Raw genomic sequence first — 22236 nt, 5'->3', positions numbered from 1 at the left:
AACACTATAGTGACTACCTGTTAACATCCAGTTTATACCTGCTTTCTTTCTTTGCAAAACCTCCGTTAATGAGAACCATTGTAGTTTCTACCATTCTTCTCGCTGTTTTGCCCTTATTACAACCAGCAAAGGATTTATCCGCAGCAACAGTTAGCCTGCCGGTAAAAGATTCCGTAAACAAGCAGCCTGCACCCAATCTTATCATCATTACTGTAGATGGTTTTCGCTGGCAGGAACTTTTTACCGGAGTTGATCCTTCGCTTATTAATAATACGCAGTACACACCCGATACCGCCACCATGAAAATGTTGTATTGGTCCGACAGCGAAAAAGAACGCCGCCAGAAATTAATGCCGTTTTTATGGAGTATCCTTGCTAAAAAAGGTCAACTCTATGGAAACAGGCAGGAAGGCAATAAAGTAAATACCGCTAATATTTATAATTTCTCTTATCCCGGTTACAATGAAATACTAACCGGCAATACAGACCTGCTGGTGGCATCCAATAAGCGAAAACTGAATAGCAATACCAATGTCCTGGAATACCTGAACACAAAAGAGGCGTTCAAAGGCAAAGTGGTGGCCTTTACATCATGGGATGTGTTTCCTTATATCTTAAATGAAGAGCGAAGTGGTATGCTGGTCAACAGTGGTTATGAAAGCATGGGAAATGCTAACATCTCTGACAAGCAACAGTTGATTGATAAAGTGCAGGCAGAAGCTGTTTATAACAAAGGTGGTACCCGCCATGATCAGTTGACTTTTTTAACTGCCAAAGAATATTTGCAGCAACATCGCCCAAGAGTTTTATTTCTCGGACTTGGCGAAACAGATGAATATGCACATAGCCGCCGGTATGATTTGTATCTTGAACAAGCTAACAAAATAGATCGTATGCTGGCAGAGCTCTGGCATTGGATACAAACAACGCCCGGATATAAAGACAATACCACTATCCTGATCACCACCGATCATGGGCGTGGTAGCCGCAGGGATAAATGGTCGTCTCACAGTAGTTTTATTCGCGGTTCTTCACAAACCTGGCTAGCCCTGCTAGGCCCCTCTATTGAGCCGTTGGGAGAAGTAAAAGACAATCAACAGTTGTATCAACAACAGATTGCAGGATTGATAGCTGAATTGGTAGGAGAAAAATTCCGGGACAATGCCAGTGACCTGGCTATTGTATCAAAACGCAGGTAAAAAAGATTAATCCTTTCTTCTTTCCAGTGTAAAACCGATTGTAGTGCCTACATCTTCTCTGCTGCGCACATGAATGGTTTGCCCATGGGCTTCGACAATGTGTTTGCAAATAGCCAGGCCCAAACCACTGCCTGTTACATCCATACTTCTGCCTTTGTCGGTGCGGTAAAAACGTTCAAAAATACGGGGCAGAAATTTTTCAGGAATGCCAATGCCATCGTCACTTATTTCAACCAGTACATGTTTTTCATCGGTCTTATACATGCTGGCGACTATCGTTCCATTTTGTTTGCCGTATTTAATAGAATTCTCAACAAGGTTTAATAATACCTGCCTGATTTTTTCTTTGTCGGCAAAAACCATCAATGGCGACTCGCAACCTTTTTTGATAAAGCAACGAATATTTTTTTGTTCGGCGACGATGGAGATGCTTTCAAACGTTTCTCTTACCAGGTCCTGGATGATAAAATTTTGTTTTAGCAAATGCAGTTCGCCTCTTTCCAGTTTGGAAATTTCATCCAGGTCAGTCAACAGGTTGGTAAGACGTTCCACATTGGTGGCAGCTTTTTCCAAAAACCGTTTATTCACTGCCGGGTTTTCCAATGCTCCCTGCAGTAGGGTATCCACATAGCCTTGTATCGCAAAAATGGGTGTCTTAAATTCATGCGACAGGTTTTGTAAAAACTCTTTGCGAAACCGCTCATTGGTTTGCAGCAATTCAATTTCTTCCTTTTTTTCGCTGGCCCAGGCTTCTACATCTTCTCTTACTTCATCAATGCTTTTTTTAGGCAAAATGTATTTGTAGTAAGTCTCTTCCCGTTTAGTGGCCTTTGTCTGGTAGATAAACTTATAGATGAGTTTTATCTTCCGATAAATAAAACGTTCCAGCACGAAGGAGATCAGGAAATAACTACCGATAAAAATAACCGCAAAGCAGACAAGCGCAATGATCCAGTCTTTTTCCACATACCAAAGAAATAAACCGATGGGTACTGCTAACGCCAATGCGGTAAATGCCGAAAGTTGCCGTGGTGAAATATTTTTTATGGAAAACATAAAGTAAAGGTACAAGGCACAAGGCACAAGGTACAGGAACAAGAAAGTGTTTTCATTGCTCCCCTTAAGGGGTTGGGGGGGGGGTTATAGTTCAAATTTATATCCCACACCCTTCACTGTAGTAATACAATCAATGCCTAATTTTTGCCTGATCTTACGGATATGTACATCAATGGTTCTGTCGCCAACAATAACATCATTTCCCCAAACCTGGTTGAGTATTTCATTGCGAAGAAATACACGGCCGGGCTTTTGGGCGAGTAAATGTAAAAGCTCAAATTCCTTTTTGGCCAATACTACATCCTGTTTATCGACTTGTGTAATAAAACGTTCAGGATCTATAGTGAGGTTACCAATCTCGAGTGTTTTAGCTTCTTTTTTATTCAGCCGGCGAAAAAGTGCATTCACCCGGCTCAAAAACACTTTCGGGCTAATGGGCTTGCTTACATAATCGTCAGCACCAGTTTCAAGTCCTTTGATTTGGGTGCCTTCATCGTTGACAGCCGTGAGGAAGATGATCAAGGTGTCTTTGAAAATAGGCTGTGCCCGCAAGATTTGGCAGACCTCCACACCGGTTTTCTTTGGCATCATTACGTCCAGAACTACCAGGTCGGGCATATTTCTCCTCGCCTTTTCCAGTGCCTCGTCGCCATCTTTCGCTGTAATAACCTCATATCCTTCACTAACAAGGTTGTATTTCAATATTTCTAATATATCCGGTTCGTCATCAGCGATCAGCACCTTACCTGTTTTGTTTTCCATAGCCGTTGAAAATTTGCGCAAACCTACTTGGATTTTATAGCACCGGAAAATTTAGGAGGTTTGTTCATACAGACTTAATGATAAGTTAATCTCAGGCATGATTTTGAGGATAAATTACCGGCTGACTATGCCAACCTTTAGTGCACTTTGACGTCTTTAAAATGTTGGCGGGCAATAGTCTGGCTAATCTCAGGTTTGGTTATTAATTTTACAGTCTGATCTTATGGCAAAACTGGCAACATACATACTACCCTTTCTCGTACTCCATTTCCTTTCTTCCAGTCTTACGGCGCAGGCGCAAATGGATACCACCTATCTCAAAAACTTTAAACCGGAATTTCGCCGGCTCATCAATCATGAAGCTATTGATAAAGAACAAAAATCTTTGCTGGCAGCTGATGGAAAAACAGATAACCAATTTGTTATCTCTACCAACGAGGAAATAAACGTGCGGTTGACCAAGGTGATCACCAATGAGATTGATGAATTCCAGTATAAGATAGAAACAGATTCGTTATTGGATCACCGGTTGAAAGTCAATTACCTGACAGGCACTTCAAATATCTTAAAATACGTCAGGCTAAACTTCCGGAACAGGAAACTGAATGTTTTAAACCTGCCTGTTGTTATCGAGGCTTACGAAAAAAGTTTTCAGAAAGATAAGGCCGGTCAAAGCATAGAACCGATACTACAATCACTTCCTTATGATGTAGGTACTGCCATCCTTGCGTCAGGGATTTTTGACAGAAACCCGGGTTACCAATCAACCAAAGATTTATTGATCCTGAAATATTGTACACTTCGGCCCGCTGAAACTTTTATTACGCTTAAAGACAATCCAAACGTTCCGTTTGCAGACAGCCTGATAAAAGTGATGGGTAAAAAATACCCCGGTCAATTGTACACCTATGCACAGGCGGGGAATAAACTCGGCGCTATTATCCGCAACATCAATGATGATGAATTTGTAAAAGCGGTGACGCGGATGTCCAGAAGTAAAAGCGGGCAGCAGTATTTTCCTTTCCTCGACAATATTGTAAAAGGCAAAATGACCTTTGAGGAAATTGATGTCGCGGAAAGCGATTCGGTTCAGTATTACCGGTTGCTGGTGAAAACCCAACTGGATTACATGGACAGGCTCCTCAATAAGGATACAGCCATTGCTTTTAAAGATCTGACGGCAAAACTGGAAAAGAAAGCCAAGGACGTTTTTGTTACAACGATAAATGGCTTGCACAACGAACCCGATGCTGTTCGTTTCAGATGTCTTCAACCGCTCAATGCCCAGGAATTATATTACCTCGCAGTATTGACAGACGGACTGATTTATACGTCGAGCTATACCAATGGTGTTTATCCGTTGATGATGAAAAAAATTGGTAACCGGGGTGATTCTTTATTATTAAGTGTAAGATTCGATCATTATCGTAAATTCATTAGCCAGGCGGCAGCGTATAATACATTGGGCAATTTCCTTTCTTCCTTTCCCGCTCACGATGACGCCACCAACCTGATGAAAGCATTTGTAGGCAGGCTCGAAAAAACTGAAGGGTTAGAAGACGGGGTAGATGTAGCAGATTCTTACGCCAGTATTATCGAAACAAATAAAAAACTGGCATCCGAAGTTTTGTCACTGGTGCAGGAGAATTATAAGCGTAACCAGGATGAGAATAACACAAAGGGTATTGTGATTTATAATATCCTCAATAAACTTTTCCTGTCAGCAGATTCCACCCAAAATATTGACCTGACCAAAGAACTGGGAATACCGCCGGTTTATAATGTTCCTTTTTCTTCGCTCACCAATGATAAAGGAGAGGTAATTGCCCAAGTCTTTTTTTATGGTGATAAAGATGGGCAGAGCATATTTACTGGTTTTCAAAATATGTTTGCCGGTGGCAACTGGACCATCGATCGCAGCAACCCGCAATGGATTGTAATAAAATCTATAAAAGGTAAACCGGTGCTCATCTATGCCAATAAGCCTCTTCCTGAAGAAACGGGTGAGGATGACAGGGCGCAGCAGGCATTGGGAGAATACCTTGAAAAAAATAATCTTCACCCAACTGTTACTATCCATCGCGGACATAGCTATTTTGCCAATTCAACCATCGGCTACATGGATCCTGCATCCCGCATTGTTTTCATGGGATCATGCGGTGGTTTTCATTTGATCGATTCTATTCTGCATAAATCATCCGATGCGCATATTATCGCTTCCAAGCAAATTGGTAAAACAGCCATTAACAAGCCTTTCTTCCAATTGCTGACAGAAAAACTGAGAAATGGTCATGGCATAGATTGGTTGCCATTCTGGAAAGAATTCAAATCAAAAACTGCTGTAGAAGGTTTTGAAGATTACATCCCACCTTATAAAAACCTTGGCGCTATCTTTATTAAAGCATATCGCAAAGCTGCCGGAGAGGAAACAGGTGATTTATAAAAGACAAATACCGGTTGTATATTTTAACATGTCACTCATCATTTCAGCCTGATAGCTCATAGGTTTATTCCTACATTTGCTGTTTCTATAATTGAACGCATTGTCAGAAACTTCGCCAAAAAAATTTGATATCGCTGTATTGCGACGGGTATTCGGATACGCTGCTCCTTATAAGCGAAAATTATATATATCCGTCATTCTGGCTATTCTTTTGGCTTTTATTACACCGGTAAGGCCTCTCCTGATCCAATTAACGGTAAATAAATATATCGCTAACTCGATAGCGGATATGGTGGTTACCATTACGTTGATCCAGGTGGGCCTGATATTGCTGGAAACCGCTATGCGTTTTTTCTTTTCTTTTACCACTGCATGGCTTGGCCAATCAGTAGTAAAAGATATGCGGATTGCTGTTTATAAAAAGATACTGGGTTTAAATCTTTCGCAGTTTGATAAAACGCCGATCGGTACGCTGACCACCCGAACCATCAATGATATCGAGTCCATCAACGATATCTTTGCCGAAGGCCTTGTTCCTATCATTGCTGATCTTTTATCAATAGCTTGTGTATTAGCCTATATGTTTTGGGCCGACTGGCAGTTGACGCTTATTGCACTGATTCCGTTTCCCATTATTATTATCGCTACTTATTATTTTAAAGAGAGCATCAATGTTTCTTTTTTTAAAGTGCGTAATGCAGTGGCGAGCCTCAATGCATTTGTGCAGGAACACCTGACTGGGATGCAGGTGGTGCAGTCTTTTGCATCCGAAGAAAGAGAGTTTCAAAAATTCCGGAAAATAAACCGCCAGCACCGCAATGCTAATATCAAAGCCATATTTGCTTACTCCGTTTTTTTCCCTGTCGTAGAAATTGTACTGGCCCTTTCTATCGGGCTCGTGGTGTGGTGGACTGCAAAAGAAGCCTTGTCACTTCAGCAGAGCCAGCAAGGGGTTGTAATTTCATTTATTCTTTGTCTGAACCTTTTGTTCCGTCCTTTGCGGGTGTTGGCCGATAAGTTTAACGTATTGCAAATGGGAGTGGTGGCGAGTGAACGGGTTTTTAAAGTATTGGATAATGATGACTTTATTCCTGAATCACATGCACCTGCTTATAAACACGACACTGCCGTTGAAGGCAAGGTAGAGTTGGACAAAGTTTGGTTTGCTTATAAAGATGAACACTACGTATTAAAAGATATCAGTTTCCTGATAAAACCCGGGGAAACAGTTGCCATTGTAGGTCACACAGGTAGTGGAAAGACAACAATCATCAGTTTGCTGAACCGGCTATATCACATTCAAAAAGGAGCTATCCGGATTGACGATGTAAATATTGAAAAATATGATCTTGACTTTCTAAGAAGAAATATCGGGGTGGTGTTGCAGGATGTATTTCTTTTTTCCGGTTCTGTGATGGACAACATTACGCTGCGCAATCCTGACATTCCGAAAGAAAAAGTGATTGAGGCGGCGAAATTGATCGATATGCATGATTTTATCATGCAACTGCCGGGCGGTTATGATTACAATGTGATGGAAAGAGGGGCCACGCTTTCTATGGGGCAACGCCAATTATTGTCTTTTATCCGTGCCTTGTTGTACAATCCTGCAATATTGATCCTGGATGAAGCCACTTCTTCCGTCGATACAGAAAGTGAGCAACTCATTCAGCATGCTATCGATACATTGATACAAGGCAGAACAGCTATCGTCATTGCTCACCGGTTATCTACCATACGAAAAGCGGATAAAATCATCGTGCTGGATAAAGGTGAAATCAAAGAAATGGGCAGCCATGAAGAGCTTTTACAAAAAGGCGGATTTTATAGTCAATTACATGAAATGCAATTCGAAAAGCATCCTGCGAAGCTGTAAAATCTAATATTTTTAGTATTTTGCATGTGTGAAAAAATACAGCCAATTAACACATGATGAGCAATTGGCCCTGCATAAAAATTTTTTGCAGGAACCGGACAGCTTTTATGAAAAAGCAGAAATGGATCAAATTATTGAAGCATTGAATCGAACGCCACAAGAACGATTTTTTGTAATGACTCGCCTGATGAAATTAAATCGGATGCTGGCTAAAGCAAAAATAACTCACAAGCCGATTAGCCCTGATAACAAACACTGATGGATATCTTTGACGAGGAATTATTAAACTTCTGGAAACATCTCAATGAATGCCAGGTCAATTATATAATGGTTGGTGGTGTAGCTACTAATTTAAACGGCTATCAACGTACTACTGATGATATTGACATTTGGATTGAGGATACTGAGATGAATAGGGAAAACCTCAGAAAAGCATTTCGGGAAGCAGGATTAGGTGATTATTACCTGCTCAAAACGCTGCAAATAGTTCCCGGATGGACAGATTTTCACCTAAATAATGGTCTTCGTGTCGATCTTTTAATTGATATGAAAGGGCTGGAAGGCTATACGTTCGGGGAATGCCTTCAATTAGCTTCGCTGGCAGAAATCGAGGGGTTAAAAATTCCTTTTCTTCACATTAATCATTTAATTGCCAATAAGAAAGCCGTTAACCGGCCAAAAGACCAAACAGACGTCATCTACCTGGAAAAGATCAAAAAATACCTGGAAGAAAAAGGCAGGGAGTAATTTTCTTAAGTCAAGGTTTTTCACCTACCCACCCTTATCTTTGCGCCAAATTTCAGGACCCCATATGGCTTTCAGACCTTTCAAATCCTTATCAGTAGCGGTTTTCAGTCTGTTTCTTGTTTTTTCTTCCCATATGGCTTTTGCTGGTGAAGGAGAGGGGACGGAGACCAAATTTGACCCAGGTAAGGAAATGTTGGATCACATCGCGGATGCCCATGAGTTTCACTTTTTTACCATCAAAAAAGAGGGCGGCCATGACTTTCACGCTACTTTGCCTCTGCCTGTGATCCTTTATTCCCCTCAAAGAGGCCTCGATTTCTTTATGTCCTCGAAATTTCATCATGGAGAGGAAATTCACAATGGTTATAAGCTGGAAGGACACGATATAGTTGCTGTGAAAGAAGATGGCGCGGTGGATGAAGCTGTAAAAGTTTATGATTTTTCTCTTACCAAAAACGTAGTGCAGATGTTCGTGGCTTTGCTGGTGCTGTTTTTAATTCTCACCAACATGGCTAAGAAATATAAATCCGGGCAGGGTGTTACTTCAGCGCCAAAAGGCCTGCAAAATGCCATCGAGCCCGTGATCATGTTTGTAAGAGATGATATCGCCAAACCGAACCTCAGTCACAAATACAAAAAATATTTACCCTACCTGCTCACTGTTTTCTTTTTCATCCTTATCAACAATTTATTTGGATTGATCCCGGGTAGTGCGAACGTTACAGGTAACATTGCCTTCACAGCTGTGCTGGGCCTGATTTCACTGGTAGTGATTCTTTTCAGCACCAACAGTCATTTCTGGGGTCATATATTTTGGTTTCCTGGTGTGCCAGTACCGGTCAAGATATTGATGTTACCGGTAGAGCTGTTGGGTGTGTTTACCAAGCCTTTTGCGCTTATTATCAGGTTGTTCGCTAACATGACGGCCGGACACATCATTATATTGAGCTTCGTGAGTTTGATCTTCATTTTTGCAGAAATGACCAAAGTCGCCGGTGTGGCTTTTGCACCAGTATCTATTGCGTTTGCGGTGTTTATTTATGTAATTGAAATTTTGGTAGCTTTTATCCAGGCCTATATATTCACTAATCTAACAGCGGTGTTTATCAGCCAGGCAGTCGGTGACCCTCATTTTGAAGAGGACCCCCATCATTAATAGCATAAGTTTTTTTTTAATTATAAAATCAGAGTCATGGATTTAATGAACATTCTGTTGGAAGTTTCTGGAAGCTGGTCTCACTTTGGTGGTGCTGTAGGTGCTGGTTTAGCTGCTATTGGTGCAGGTATCGGTATCGGTCAGATCGGTAAAGGTGCTACTGAGGCTATTGCCCGTCAGCCGGAAGCTGCAAACGACATCCGTGGTGGTATGATCCTGACAGCTGCCTTCGTAGAAGGTGTGGCACTGTTTGCGGTAATCGCTGGTTTATTGGCGGTTCTGAAGTAATCATACTTCCCAAAGTCAGTACTGTACCTGAAGCACAGGGCAGAGGGTGCAGTTACTTAAAAAGTTTTTGAATTAAAGATTTATAATATTTACTTCTATGAGTTTGTTAACTCCCCATCTTGGTTTTTTTGTTTGGACGATAGTAGCCTTTGTGGTAGTACTGTTATTGTTGAAAAAATTTGCGTGGAAGCCCATTCTTAAATCATTGAATGAAAGAGAAAGCAATATCGCTAATTCTATTGCGGCCGCTGAAAAAGTAAAGGCAGAGATGGCTCAAATGAAGAGTGAAAATGAAGCTCTATTAGCAAAAGCACGTGAGGAAAGAGCGCAGATGCTGAAAGAGGCAAGAGAAACAAAGGATAAGATTATTAACGAGGCAAAAGACCAGGCAAAAGTTGAGGCGAATAAGATTATGGTAGAAGCACAAGCTGCCATTGAAACCCAAAAAATGGCGGCCATCACCGAAGTAAAAAACCAGGTTGGTAAACTCGTAATCGAAGTAAGTGAGAAAGTATTGAGAAGAGAATTAGGAGGCAAAGAATCACAGGAAGCTCATATTAAAGGGCTGGTTGACGAAGTAAAATTGAACTAAGGAACAAGGCACAAGATACAAGGCACAGGCATCAACTTGTACCTTGCACCTTATAGCTTGAAACTTTTTAAAAATATGCCAAATCCACGTTTAGCATTCCGTTACGCAAAATCAATACTTGACCTGGCTATCGAAAAAGGTAAGCTGGAGCAGGTATACGCAGACATGGAATTGTTGCAACAGATCTGCAAAAGCAACCCTGATTTTGTGAGCTTGCTGAAAAGTCCGGTGGTAAAGTCGGACACAAAAAAGAAAATTGTTGAGGCAGTTACCAACGGAAAGATCTCTGAAATAACAGCCGCCTTTAATGCTTTATTGATCAGTAAAGGAAGAGAAAGCAATTTACCCGAGATCACTACGGCTTTTATCAGCCAATATAAAGAGCACAAGGATATCCATTCGGTAAGACTGACTACAGCGGTACCACTTACTGATGAAGTAAGGAGAGTGATAACTAACCAGGTGAAAAAAGCCAGTGGTTATGATAATATTGAGTTGGAAGAAAAAGTGGATCAGGATATTATAGGTGGATTTGTGTTACAGGTTGGAGACAAACTGGTTGATGCCAGCATAGCTTATGATCTTAAGACAATAGCCCGCCAGTTTGAGAACAATGACTTTATCTACAAGATAAGATAGTGAGCGGCGAGCCGGCGAGTCGTGAATAGGGGAACCGAAAACTGGAAACAAAAAAATATAAATAACAAACAATAAACGTTTCAAGATGGCTGATATTAAACCGGATGAAATAAGTGCGATACTGCGCCAGCAGTTAAGCAATTTTAACGCCAGCGCCGACCTGGAAGAAGTTGGTAACGTATTGCAAATTGGTGATGGTATTGCCCGCGTTTATGGCCTGGGCAATGTGCGTTATGGGGAACTGGTAGAATTTGAAAACGGTGTTCGTGCTATTGCCCTGAATCTGGAGGAAGATAATGTGGGTGTGGTATTGATGGGTGAAAGCGGGGATGTAAAAGAAGGAGCAAAAGTTCGTCGTACGGGCCAGATCGCATCTATTAAAGTAGGTGAAGGTATGTCAGGTCGTGTGGTAAACACATTGGGTGAGCCGATAGATGGAAAAGGTCCTATCACCGGCGAACGTTATGAAATGCCTTTGGAAAGAAAAGCACCCGGTGTAATCTTTCGTGAGCCGGTAAAAGAACCATTGCAGACAGGTATTAAAGCTATTGATGCCATGATCCCGATCGGACGTGGACAACGGGAGTTGATCATTGGTGACCGCCAGACTGGTAAAACAGCTATTGCGGTAGATACGATCATAAATCAAAGAGAATTTTACAAAGCAGGAAAACCTGTTTATTGTATATATGTTGCGATTGGGCAAAAAGCATCGACTATTGCGGGTGTGATGCAAACGCTGACAGATGCGGGTGCGATGGAATATACCACGATTGTTGCGGCTTCCGCTTCTGATCCGGCTCCGTTGCAATTCTATGCTCCTTTTGCCGGAGCTGCGATAGGAGAATTTTTCCGCGATACCGGTCGTCCGGCGTTGATCATTTATGACGATCTTTCAAAACAAGCGGTAGCGTATCGTGAAGTATCTCTTTTATTACGTCGTCCCCCTGGTCGTGAGGCGTATCCTGGTGATGTATTCTACCTGCATAGCCGTTTACTGGAAAGAGCTGCTAAAATTATCAGTGATGATAATGTGGCTAAAAATATGAATGATGTACCTGACAGTATCAGGCATCTGGTAAAAGGAGGAGGTTCATTAACAGCGTTACCGGTAATTGAAACACAAGCTGGCGATGTATCCGCTTATATCCCTACCAACGTGATTTCTATTACTGACGGACAGATATTCCTGGAGACAAACCTGTTCTTATCGGGTATCCGTCCGGCTATCAACGTGGGTATTTCGGTAAGCCGTGTGGGTGGTAATGCGCAGATCAAATCCATGAAGAAGGTAGCAGGTACATTAAAACTTGACCAGGCTTTGTATCGTGAAATGGAAGCCTTCTCAAAGTTTGGGGGGGATCTGGATGCGGCTACAAAATCCGTAATTGACAAAGGAGCCCGTAACGTGGAAGTTCTTAAGCAACCTCAGTATTCTCCTTTCCCGGTTGAAAAACAGGTAGCTATCATTTACCTGGGTACAAATGGTTTAATTAAAGATGTAGCAGTTAAAAGAGTGAAAGAATTTGAAGAGCATTTCCTGATGGAAATGGAGAACAAACTGCCGGATGTTTTGGCTGAGTTTAAAAAAGGAAACCTGCCTGACAGCGGTCTGAAGAAGATGGTAGAATTAGCACGTGAGCTGACGCCACAATATAAGGCGTAGTTTTCAGTTTAATAGTTTCTGGAAAGCCTATTGTTTCAAAACAGTAGGCTTTTTTAGTGGGTTTACAGTCTCATAATAACAACTATTGGAAAAAGTAATCTCAAAAGGAAATAGTTATAAAACTACTTATTATCAATATATTATAAATATAAGTAGTAATTATACTACATAAAATACGGTAATTATTGAGAAAAAATACTCTGAAAACTTGCATGGGTAAAATCCTCATAATATTTTGTGTTGGAATTCGAAGAAACCCTAAGTAAACTAAGAAAATCCGATCGTGAAACAAGCCGTACAACTACCCCTGATCACGTTATTTATCGTATCCGGTTTTCATGGATGTCTGAAGGTTTCAATAGCAGAACCCCTTAAATCTGGAACCCTAAAACGGACTCGATGAAAACAATTTTACTCTCCATTTTTGCAAGCTTTGTCTTCTCAGTTGCTGTGGCACAATTTTCTCAAAATTTCGATGGCCCAGAGGCCAGTTTAAACGGTAACTGCTGGACCTTGACTAATGTTTATTCTACTTTCGCAGCAGCAGGTGTAATTACCGGAGCAGGTAGTATGTACACTAATCCACCGACAAGCGGCTCGGGCACGAGAGATATTATGACACCTGCACTAAACATTACGTCAACTTCTTTTCAGGTTTCGTTTAAATATAAAGTAAGCATCAAGCTAAATGGTAATGCAACCAGGACTATCGAAATCGGATTGATTGATGTAGCAGGAAATTTTACTTCTTTGCACATTATTACTATGGATAAGAATTCCGCTACTTCCGTTCTTACCTTTAATCAGACATTCACCCTGGCTTCAACAGGTTTAAGAAAATTAGCGCTTCGGCTGGGTGGTGCTACGGGAGATGGAAATTCCCGTTTAATTTTTGATGATTTGTATGCTGGAGCAAATGCGTTATATGGTTCAGGCACCTGTAACGCTGCGCCCCTTGCCGTAAATGATATTTTCAATGGTGCCGCTGGCTTACCTTTTTATGGTAATGTCATGACGAATGATAGCGATCCAAACGGTGAGGCTTTGAAATCGGCAATGACAATTACTTCCATTGATGGTGTAGTTGTATTGAATGAAAATGGAAGTTTCTCTTTTACACCAAATCCCGGATTTACAGGTTCAGCAACTACTTTCAGCTATAACTTAGCAGATAATGGATTTGATCCGCTCACTTCAAATACCGCTCTTGTTACTATCAATTTTTCAAACCCTGTTTTGTTGCCTGTTAAGCTTGCTTCATTTACAGCTATACTAAACGGAAATGATATTGACCTTAAATGGGCCACTTCTTCTGAGAAAAGCGTAAGTCATTTTGTAATTGAAAAAAGTATCGATGGCGAGATATATGCAGAGGCCGGGATAGTATTTGCAGCGGGAAACTCGAATGAAACAAGGAGCTATTCTTTTTCTGATCAAGGTATTGATGCCGGCAAACAAGCCGTAATTTATTACCGCCTTCGTTCTGTTGACATCGATGGTAAGAGTGAGTTGTCATATGTAAGGTCGATCAGGTTTGGTAAAACTGCAGAACAGAAGTTAAGCGTGGTAGCTTATCCGAATCCAGTGATCAATGAGCTTCATATAACTATTCCAGCTAATTGGCAACACAAAAAGGTAAGCTATGAAGTATATAACAATACGGGCCAGGTTGCCTTAAAGAATATCGTACCAGATGCAGGTCAAACCGAAGCTTTGCAACTAACCAAACTGGCAAAAGGATTTTATATTGTAAGAGTTAGTTGTGATGGTCAAACTGCGAGCCAATCAATTATCAAACAATAATATTTACTACCAGGGGTTCCGGCCGGGTAGGAGAGTGCCCGGCCTTCTTTTCTGAAATTTGGTTTATGTTGTAAACTAGTTTACATTTGTCAGACCATTCAAACCAGACTAACGGTGAAGTCAGTTAATTCTGCTTTTTTTCTTTTGTTATTGGGCTGCCTCATGAGCCAGTCTACGTTGGCCCAAATAACCATACAAGGAACTGTCAAAAACACAAAGGCGAAAGGTGTCTATGCCGCAAGCATAAGTATAAAAGACTCTTATGATGGAGCCACTTCTGATTCTTCCGGGCGGTTTTCCTTTATAACATTCGAAAATGGTGAGCAAACCGTACTGGTAACCGCTGTAGGTTTTAAACCCTATGAACAAAAAATAAAATTGAATGCTGACCTCAATCTCACCATTGAACTAAAAGAAGAAATTACGGAACTCGAAGCAGTCACTCTCTCAGCAGGTACGTTTGAAGCGAGTGACAGAAAAAGGGCTTCGGCAGTATTAGATCCTCTCGATATCGTGACTACAGCCAGTGCTAATGGTGATATCACCGGCGCTCTCAAAACATTACCCGGGGCTCAGCAGGTAGGTGAGAGTGAGGGGCTGTATGTACGGGGAGGAACAGCTGCCGAAACAAAAACATTTATTGATGGAACCCTGGTCAATAACTTTTTTTATAGTGGCGTACCTAATATCGCCCAGTTCAGCCGTTTCTCTCCTTTTATTTTCAAGGGCACAGTTTTTAGCACCGGCGGTTATTCAGCCTTGTATGGCCAGGCGTTATCTTCTGCCTTAATCCTTGAGTCCATTGATCTGCCTGAACGATCTTCAGCTAATATTGGTATAACAGTGCTAAGCGGTAATGCGGGGTTTCAACACTTAGCGAAGGATAAAAAGTCATCGTGGGGTGTGAACTACGGATATACAAACCTTGATCTCGCCTTTGCCGTCATAAAACAAAAACAGGATTACTCGAAAGTACCGGCTTATCACAATGCAGACGCTAATTTTCGTATTAAAACATCCAATACCGGCATACTAAAATACTATGGCTATTTCAGCAGCAACAGGCTTGCATTTACAACAAATAGTATTGACTCAGTTGGATATTTAGACAAATTTGGTATTCGTAATACCAATATTTATCATAACCTGGCATGGAAAGAAAATATTGGAAAAAAATGGAAGGTCAATCTTGGGTTTTCTTACACCAACAATAAAGATGACATTAACAGTGGGATGCAGGATCAGGACAAAAATGACGTAATACTGTCGGGTCTTGAATTTAAAAAATTTGATGTTGATACCAGGGGTAATTATTTCAATGTCAAATTGGTTTTAGAAAGAAGACTAAGAGGATTAAGTTCTGTTCGATTTGGCACGGAGTATAATTTCAGCAAAGACAAATTAATATATACCGATCACAATGGCCAGGATTATCCGGGTAGTCTAAAAGAAAATATTAATGCCATTTTTGGTGAGACCGACATTTATCTCACGAATGCGCTGGCTGCAAAATTGGGTGGACGTTTTGAACATTCATCTTTGTTAAACAAAACAAATTTTGCTCCGCGGGCATCCCTGGCGTATAAATTAAGTAGAGGAACCCAGGCATCGCTTGCCTATGGTATATTTTACCAAAACCCCGAAAGAAGATACCTGCCTTCGGTAAATGAACTTGGGTTTATGAAGGCGACTCACTATATCGCCCAGTTTCAGCGGGTCGTCAATCAGCAATCTTTTCGGGCGGAAATCTTTTATAAAAAGTATGACAACCTGGTGAAAACAGATCTTAGTAATTACCAGGAACTGGCTATCAATAATAATGGCTTTGGCGATGCAAGGGGTATCGAATTTTTCTGGCGTGATAAAAAAACAATCAAGAATCTTGATTACTGGATCTCTTATTCGTATCTCGATACAAAAAGGGATTTTTTGAATTTTCCTTTTGCCATAACACCCAATTTTGCTGCCAGGCATACAAGCTCATTGGTAGTGAAACGATTTATACAAAAGTGGAAAATGAATTTGAATGGTGCTTATAATTATGCCAGCGGACGCCCCTATTACCACATAGGCTATGATGGTTCCAATTATAAATTCAATGACAGGGGAACCATCCCGGATTATCATAATGTAAGCTTCGCCATTAATTATTTACCGTTTATCGGTAAGAAAAATCCGAAGTCGTATGCGGTTTGGGTGTTACAGGTCAGTAATATCCTCAATATTAAACAGACCTATGGGTATCAATATTCGTACAACGGTTATCGTAAAGAAGCTATTACACCAACTTCCAGGATGTTTGTTTTCATCGGCGCCTTTATCAGTTTTGGTGTAGACAGAAGTGATGAAATCATTAATAACGCTTTATAAAATGATACACTAAACAACCTAAAAAAGAATAAACATGAAATGAGCCATAAAATTTTCGGGGTAAATTATACCAACCACCGATGAAAATTTTATGGCGAATTCCATTTGGCCCAAAACAATTAAAAATAAAACAAATGAAAAAACAATTTTTTCTGATTACAACACTTTTTATTGCCATTGCATCTTTTTCGCAAAGTGAGAAATATACAAAGGCGATGGAGCAACTCGTTCCTGCCGTAGATACTACTATGACGCCAGACGGCCTGAATAACCTCGCCAATTCATTTCAACGAATTGCCGATGCCGAAAAAAATCAATGGCTTCCTTATTACTACGCTGCTTTTGCCAACGTAAGTGCAGCTTATATGATGAGCATGGGGCAAATGGGAATGGCCGATAAAACTGACCCCATAGCTGACAAGGCCGAATCTCTTTTAAATAAGGCAGATGAATTGAGCAAAGACAACTCAGAAATTTATTGTGTAAAAAAAATGATCGCTTCTCTTCGCCTGATAGGAGATCCCCAAAACAGATATATGACGTTTGGTCCGGCTGCAGAAGAAGCCCTGGCAACAGCTAAAAGTCTGAACCCGGCAAACCCAAGGGTAACGCTATTGGAAGCGCAGGATAAATTATTTACACCCGAGCAATTCGGGGGCAGCAAAACAGAGGCCAAAGCATTGTTCGAAGAAGCCATTAAAAAATTTGAGGCTTTCAAGCCTGAATCAACTATTCATCCTTCATGGGGTTTACGCAGGGTGCAATATTTTTTAACCCAGGTAAAATAGGCGGAAAAAATCTCCTGGAAGTTTTAAGGTGATTGTATAGCGTGCAAAATTTTTTGATGTGAGACATTTCAAGATTTTAATAATCATGGAAGAAACGAAAGTAAAATCCTATGATGGAAAAAGAATATCGTTTATATAAATTGGAATAAGCCACAAGAATGTTTAAAGATCTTGACCCTATACTGCATTCACAATTGCGCCTGGCGGTTATCTCACTTCTTATTAGTGTGAAGGAGGCGGAGTTTACTTTTTTAAAAGAGAAAACAAATGCTACAGCTGGTAATCTAAGTGTACAAATTCAAAAATTAAAAGATGCGGGATACATTGATATATCCAAACAATTTAAAGACAATTACCCGCAAACAGTTTGTAAAATAACAAAGCTAGGTACCAAAGCTTTTGAGCAATATGTAAAGGCGCTGCAGGGTTATCTCGGAGTGAATCGTTGACAGATTTGTTGGGTATGCTAGACTCGTTTGTTTAGTACATAAACTTGTATGAAGTAATGCGGTCCGCAGAATTTATTTTCCGCCAGAGTTAATATCAATACGCATCTGCTACAAATATGAAAGCCCTTTGGAAAAAGGGCTTTCTCTCTATTGGGCTCTATTGTATAAAAGAGTTTTGCGATGTATGTTATTTAGCTATCGGTAAAACTGCTGCCTGTTTCTCACCGGTTGTAACACAAAAGATGGTACTTGCTTTTGTTTTTTAAGCGATAAAGTCTTTAATGCCTTCTTCAGACGGTTATACCTGTCCTTAAGATTTTTCCCGATTTTTTCAGACATAGTGTGGTTGGGTTTGAGGCAATGAAACGTTACGGAGTAACGATGGGCGAGTAGCCAACACTTCCATCGTTTTGAATAATCTTCACACGATAAAATATTTTTTTCTTGCTGGCTTTTTCATAAAACATATAATTGTCCGTATCCTTTTTGTCCGTTCCGAAGACTATTGCCGCCAGCAAAAATTGCTTTCCGTCTTTACTTTTTTCCAATTCAAAACGATTTGTTTTTTCGTTTTCTTCGGTGCTCCAGGAAATCATTAGCTTTTCGTTTTTCACCTGGCAATTCAGGTTTTTGATGCGGGTGTCTCCGTCAATGTAGAACGAAGCCGTTACAGAATCAAAAGGTGCGATGATGGCGTTTGCGTAGCCTGATACTACCAGGCAAATAAGCAGGGTGTAAAAAGTTTTCATTTTCAGGGTTTTGAGTGATTCAAAGGGCCACAGAAAATTGGATGATCAGGGGATGGTTTAAAAAGGATGGGTGGAGGATGAATCAGCGCTGGGTTATAGTAGTAAAATTCCCATTGGAACAGAACCTTAATTAAGGAGTGCTGTAATACTGAATCTCCACAAACCTAATAACTACTTGTCTTAAATGCAAGCCTTTCCAAAAAAAAAATGCCTGAAAATCCCAACAGAGTTTTATCCCGTTCATATAAACAGCCATAATCCGTTAACGTTAAGTGACGCCTTTTGCAATGTGCCGGTAAACTCTGGAAAAAGAAATTTCTAAATTTAACCTGTTTCTATCGTCCTTTTTTTATCTTAGCATATATTTTCACGTCCTCATTTCCTCTGAATATCCCGGTAATACTTCTGATTCGCTAGCTTATCCAGCAGGCAAAACATACCGTACCTCCAATCCTTTAAATTACCCATTAGGATAAAGCCAACTTTGAATTAGTACCACCCTATTTTTTTTATTGATCTGATAAACATTATCTGAATGAAAAGAATATTACTTTTTGTATGCGCCTCTTTCATCGGCTTGGTGGTGCATAGCCAGGTGGCGGGACTTCCTGAAGGGTTCTTTACTACTAATGCGACAAACACTTCAGATTGGAGTGAGCCGGTTGGAGCCGTTTTTTCAAAAGACGGTTTGCAATTATTTGTATGGGACAAAGCTGGTATCGTCTATGTAAACAACAGGTATGACCAGGGGAATGGCAATTCAATTTACAACAAGCAATTGGTGCCGGTTATAGACATTCATGAGGAAGTTGGAAACTGGTCCGATATGGGGCTTCTTGGTTTTGCACTGGATCCTGGTTTCACAACTACCAATGGTGGTTATATCTACCTGCTGTATGTGGTAGACCGGCATTACCTAAAAACGGGTGGTGATCCGGACAATGGGTATAATCCAATACCTGCGAACATAGATCAGCAAGGTGCTACGATCGGCAGGATCACCAGGTACAATACCACTGTTTCCGGTGGTATTTTATCAGCCGACTTAAATAGCCGGGAGGTGCTATTAGGGGAGTCGATTACAACCGGTATTCCAATTTTGCATAAGTCACATAGTGTAGGTAGCCTCGCTTTTGCAGCAGACGGTACCCTGCTGGCTACAACTGGAGATGGTGCAAGTTATGATGACACTGATGTTGGTGCCGTTACCAATGCTGATCCTAATATTCACAATAATGTTTTTTACATTGACGCACTTGCAGATGGTATCATAACGCCAAAAGAAGATGTAGGCGCTTTTAGAAGTCAAATGTTAAGTTCATTGAGTGGAAAACTATTGCGATTGAATAAGGAAAACGGCAATGGCATGTCAAGCAATCCTTTTTTTGATCCTGCTGCTCCCCGTTCTGCAAAGTCAAGGGTATGGGCTTTAGGATTTAGAAATCCTTTCCGTATGTCAGTAAAGCCGGGTGCGGGTTCGACAAATCCGACTGCTGGAGATATTGGAGAGGTTTTCGTTGGTGATGTTGGTTTTGGTTTGTCGGAAGAATTAAATATTGTAAAATCCCCGGGGCAGAACTTCGGTTGGCCTATATATGAAGGAAATGGACCTTCTGCCGAGCCAAACAAGAGTTACTGGGGCTATATATACACAAAAAACAGGGATGAATTGAGGCCTCCGTGTCCGGCTGATTCAAGAGATACGATGTACTTTCATGAATTGATCAGACAAGATAATGCTGCAAAAAATTCAGAAATATATCACACAGATTGTGACGGTAGCGTTATTCGATCAGGGATTCGTTTTATTCATGCCCGTCCTGCCTTAGATTGGGCTCACGTTGATGGCGATGTGTTTGTGTCAAGATTTGATGCGGACGGTAATGCTGTTGGTTATAGGGTAGGGTCTCCTGAATCCGGGGTGACTACCGATACTACTACTTTTAAAGGTAATGCTTCAACAGGTGGTATATGGTACACAGGAGCTGGTAATATGTTCCCTCCCGAATTCAAGGACAAATTTCTGGTATCAGATTTTGGCGGCCGTTGGATCAGGAGAATCGGGATTGAATTTTCAGATGTTGTCACATCAGTAAATAATTTTTTCATAATTCCCGCCGGTAATGAAGGGAATCGGCCGGATGGAGCTGTTGTTTCTATGGCTGAAAATCCTATAGATGGTTCTCTCGTGTATGTTTGCGTGGGCCTTCCTCAATATTATTCAAGCTCCTCTGTGAGGAAAATTGTATATGGTGGCAATGTACCACCCGTGGCTAAAATAACAGCTGATCAGTATTATAGTGCAACGTCAGACTTGACTGTCAATTTTAGCGGCGGTGAATCGTACGATCAAAACGGTACGGTTGTGTCTTACTCGTGGGATTTTGGAGATCCGACCAGCGCTGATAATACGAGTACGGAAAAATTTCCAACTCATGAGTTTCATAACACATCCGGCGCACCGAAAAAGTATATTGTTAAACTCATTGTCACCGACAATGAAGGAGTACAATCTGAGGAGGTGACATTCATTGTGTCTTTAAATAATGTGCCACCTGTGGTGACCATTGTCGAGCCGGGACCCGGTACTAAATACAAAATAGGACCAGATACTACCTATACCCTTCGGGCTGATGTTGTTGATAATCCGACACAGGTATTAACTTATGCATGGCAAACAACCCTGGCTCATAATAACCATTTTCATCCAGGTCCAATTGACCCGGCAGTGGAAACAAGTGCAGCTATTTCCAGGATAGGTTGCAATGGTGACACTTACTCCTGGCTGATAACCTTGAAGGTTACTGACGATGCAGGACTTTTTGATACTACCAGTGTCAGGCTGACTCCTGATTGTGCCGCAGCATTGCCATTAATGTTGCGTTCATTCAGTGTAACGCAAAAAACGTCTGTAAACCTTGTGCAATGGACAACTGAACTCGAAGCTAATATTGAGTACTTTGAAGTGGAAAGAAGTTACGATGGTGTGAACTTTTATGCAATCAACCGGCAGGAGGCCCGTAATATCGCAGGTACAAGCAACTATAGCTATCCGGATAATGACATAACACCCGGCTTAATTTATTATCGTTTGAAGATTGTTGAGCACGGTTCAATTATCCGTTATTCAGTAATTGTAAGAACTATGTCGGAAGGTGAAGATCTTGCATTGAAAGTTGTTCCCAACCCGATCGTAGAAAACTTCTCAGTTATCTATAATTCACAACGGGACGATATAGTTACAGTTGAAGTCAGGGATATTGCCGGCCGTCTGCTGCATAGTCTTAAAGAAAAAGTCAATAGGGGACAAAATGTAATTTATATGCAGAACCTGCCGAACTGGCCGGCTGGTGTATACACCGTGGCTATCAAAAACAATGATGGCATAAAGCAAGCAAAATTTGTAAAAGCTGGAAAAGACTAGACTAACCGGTAAAAAATAATAAGCAGGGGGCGGACAATAAATTTTGTCCGCCCCTTTTATATTTCAACTATTCTTATTTACTTTAAGCTCCCAAATAGCTCCATCTTCCTGTTTTCAACCTCTATTTACAATATCTCTGACTAACATGTACGGGTTTTTTTAGTACTCTTTCTCCAATCCTTTGTAACGTACCGGACTGTTATGGCATTAACCAGGGTTACCGCTCCAG

General features: G+C 40.9%; 18 protein-coding genes. 15 read left to right on the top strand and 3 right to left on the bottom strand.

What is annotated here, in order from left to right:
* The first annotated feature begins 68 nt into the window (after positions 1–68).
* Positions 69–1199 (top strand): alkaline phosphatase family protein, encoded by a 1131-nt coding sequence (locus P2W73_RS16455; protein ID WP_276503173.1) that lies wholly within the window; start codon positions 69–71, stop codon positions 1197–1199.
* A 6-nt stretch (positions 1200–1205) separates the two neighbouring features.
* Here the strand turns inward: P2W73_RS16455 and P2W73_RS16450 are convergent, their stop codons facing one another.
* Positions 1206–2255, bottom strand: a complete 1050-nt coding sequence (locus P2W73_RS16450; protein ID WP_276503172.1) for a sensor histidine kinase — start codon at positions 2253–2255, stop codon at positions 1206–1208.
* An 84-nt stretch (positions 2256–2339) separates the two neighbouring features.
* A complete protein-coding gene (locus P2W73_RS16445) occupies positions 2340–3017 on the bottom strand; it encodes a response regulator transcription factor (protein ID WP_276503171.1) in 678 nt (225 codons plus the stop codon).
* A 223-nt stretch (positions 3018–3240) separates the two neighbouring features.
* On the opposite strand from P2W73_RS16445, the gene P2W73_RS16440 reads away from it, so the two are divergent.
* The 13 genes from P2W73_RS16440 (at position 3241) to P2W73_RS16380 (ending at position 17834) form a co-directional block, all read left to right on the top strand.
* Positions 3241–5460: a hypothetical protein gene (locus P2W73_RS16440; protein WP_276503170.1), complete on the top strand. Its 2220-nt coding sequence runs from the start codon at positions 3241–3243 to the stop codon at positions 5458–5460.
* Between the two features lie 100 nt (positions 5461–5560).
* Complete coding sequence (locus P2W73_RS16435; RefSeq protein ID WP_276503169.1) at positions 5561–7336, top strand: ABC transporter ATP-binding protein; 1776 nt, start codon at positions 5561–5563, stop codon at positions 7334–7336.
* Between the two features lie 28 nt (positions 7337–7364).
* Positions 7365–7595, top strand: coding sequence for a hypothetical protein (locus P2W73_RS16430; RefSeq protein ID WP_276503168.1), 231 nt, complete (start codon positions 7365–7367; stop codon positions 7593–7595).
* Complete coding sequence (locus P2W73_RS16425; RefSeq protein ID WP_276503167.1) at positions 7595–8083, top strand: nucleotidyltransferase; 489 nt, start codon at positions 7595–7597, stop codon at positions 8081–8083. Before P2W73_RS16430 ends, P2W73_RS16425 begins: the two co-directional genes overlap by 1 nt.
* A gap of 64 nt (positions 8084–8147) precedes the next feature.
* Positions 8148–9239, top strand: coding sequence for a F0F1 ATP synthase subunit A (gene atpB / locus P2W73_RS16420; RefSeq protein WP_276503166.1), 1092 nt, complete (start codon positions 8148–8150; stop codon positions 9237–9239).
* A gap of 36 nt (positions 9240–9275) precedes the next feature.
* The gene (atpE, locus tag P2W73_RS16415) at positions 9276–9527 is read left to right on the top strand and encodes an ATP synthase F0 subunit C (protein WP_276503165.1); all 252 of its coding nucleotides are present in this window, start codon (positions 9276–9278) and stop codon (positions 9525–9527) included.
* A 97-nt stretch (positions 9528–9624) separates the two neighbouring features.
* Complete coding sequence (gene atpF / locus P2W73_RS16410) at positions 9625–10119, top strand: F0F1 ATP synthase subunit B (protein WP_276503164.1); 495 nt, start codon at positions 9625–9627, stop codon at positions 10117–10119.
* Between the two features lie 75 nt (positions 10120–10194).
* Positions 10195–10758, top strand: coding sequence for an ATP synthase F1 subunit delta (atpH, locus tag P2W73_RS16405; RefSeq protein ID WP_276503163.1), 564 nt, complete (start codon positions 10195–10197; stop codon positions 10756–10758).
* 85 nt (positions 10759–10843) lie between these two features.
* Positions 10844–12424 carry a F0F1 ATP synthase subunit alpha gene (atpA, locus tag P2W73_RS16400; RefSeq protein WP_276503162.1) on the top strand — a complete coding sequence of 527 codons (1581 nt, stop codon included), beginning with the start codon at positions 10844–10846 and terminating at the stop codon, positions 12422–12424.
* A gap of 399 nt (positions 12425–12823) precedes the next feature.
* The gene (locus P2W73_RS16395; protein ID WP_276503161.1) at positions 12824–14227 is read left to right on the top strand and encodes an Ig-like domain-containing protein; all 1404 of its coding nucleotides are present in this window, start codon (positions 12824–12826) and stop codon (positions 14225–14227) included.
* Positions 14228–14341: 114 nt separating this feature from the next.
* Positions 14342–16597, top strand: a complete 2256-nt coding sequence (locus P2W73_RS16390) for a TonB-dependent receptor (protein ID WP_276503160.1) — start codon at positions 14342–14344, stop codon at positions 16595–16597.
* A 134-nt stretch (positions 16598–16731) separates the two neighbouring features.
* Positions 16732–17385: a hypothetical protein gene (locus tag P2W73_RS16385; RefSeq protein WP_276503159.1), complete on the top strand. Its 654-nt coding sequence runs from the start codon at positions 16732–16734 to the stop codon at positions 17383–17385.
* A 158-nt stretch (positions 17386–17543) separates the two neighbouring features.
* Positions 17544–17834, top strand: coding sequence for a winged helix-turn-helix domain-containing protein (locus P2W73_RS16380; protein ID WP_276503158.1), 291 nt, complete (start codon positions 17544–17546; stop codon positions 17832–17834).
* A gap of 368 nt (positions 17835–18202) precedes the next feature.
* On the opposite strand, the gene P2W73_RS16375 is transcribed toward P2W73_RS16380, so the two are convergent.
* Positions 18203–18583 carry a hypothetical protein gene (locus tag P2W73_RS16375; protein WP_276503157.1) on the bottom strand — a complete coding sequence of 127 codons (381 nt, stop codon included), beginning with the start codon at positions 18581–18583 and terminating at the stop codon, positions 18203–18205.
* A 535-nt stretch (positions 18584–19118) separates the two neighbouring features.
* Between P2W73_RS16375 and P2W73_RS16370 the strand changes: the two genes are divergently transcribed.
* Entirely contained in the window at positions 19119–22007 is a 2889-nt protein-coding gene (locus tag P2W73_RS16370) for a PQQ-dependent sugar dehydrogenase (protein WP_276503156.1), read from the top strand.
* Positions 22008–22236 lie beyond the last annotated feature (229 nt).

The sequence above is a fragment of the Terrimonas pollutisoli genome, assembly GCF_029360765.1.
In the GTDB taxonomy this organism is placed as follows: Bacteria; Bacteroidota; Bacteroidia; order Chitinophagales; family Chitinophagaceae; genus Terrimonas_B; species Terrimonas_B pollutisoli.
This window is presented reverse-complemented; position numbering and strand designations above follow the sequence as displayed.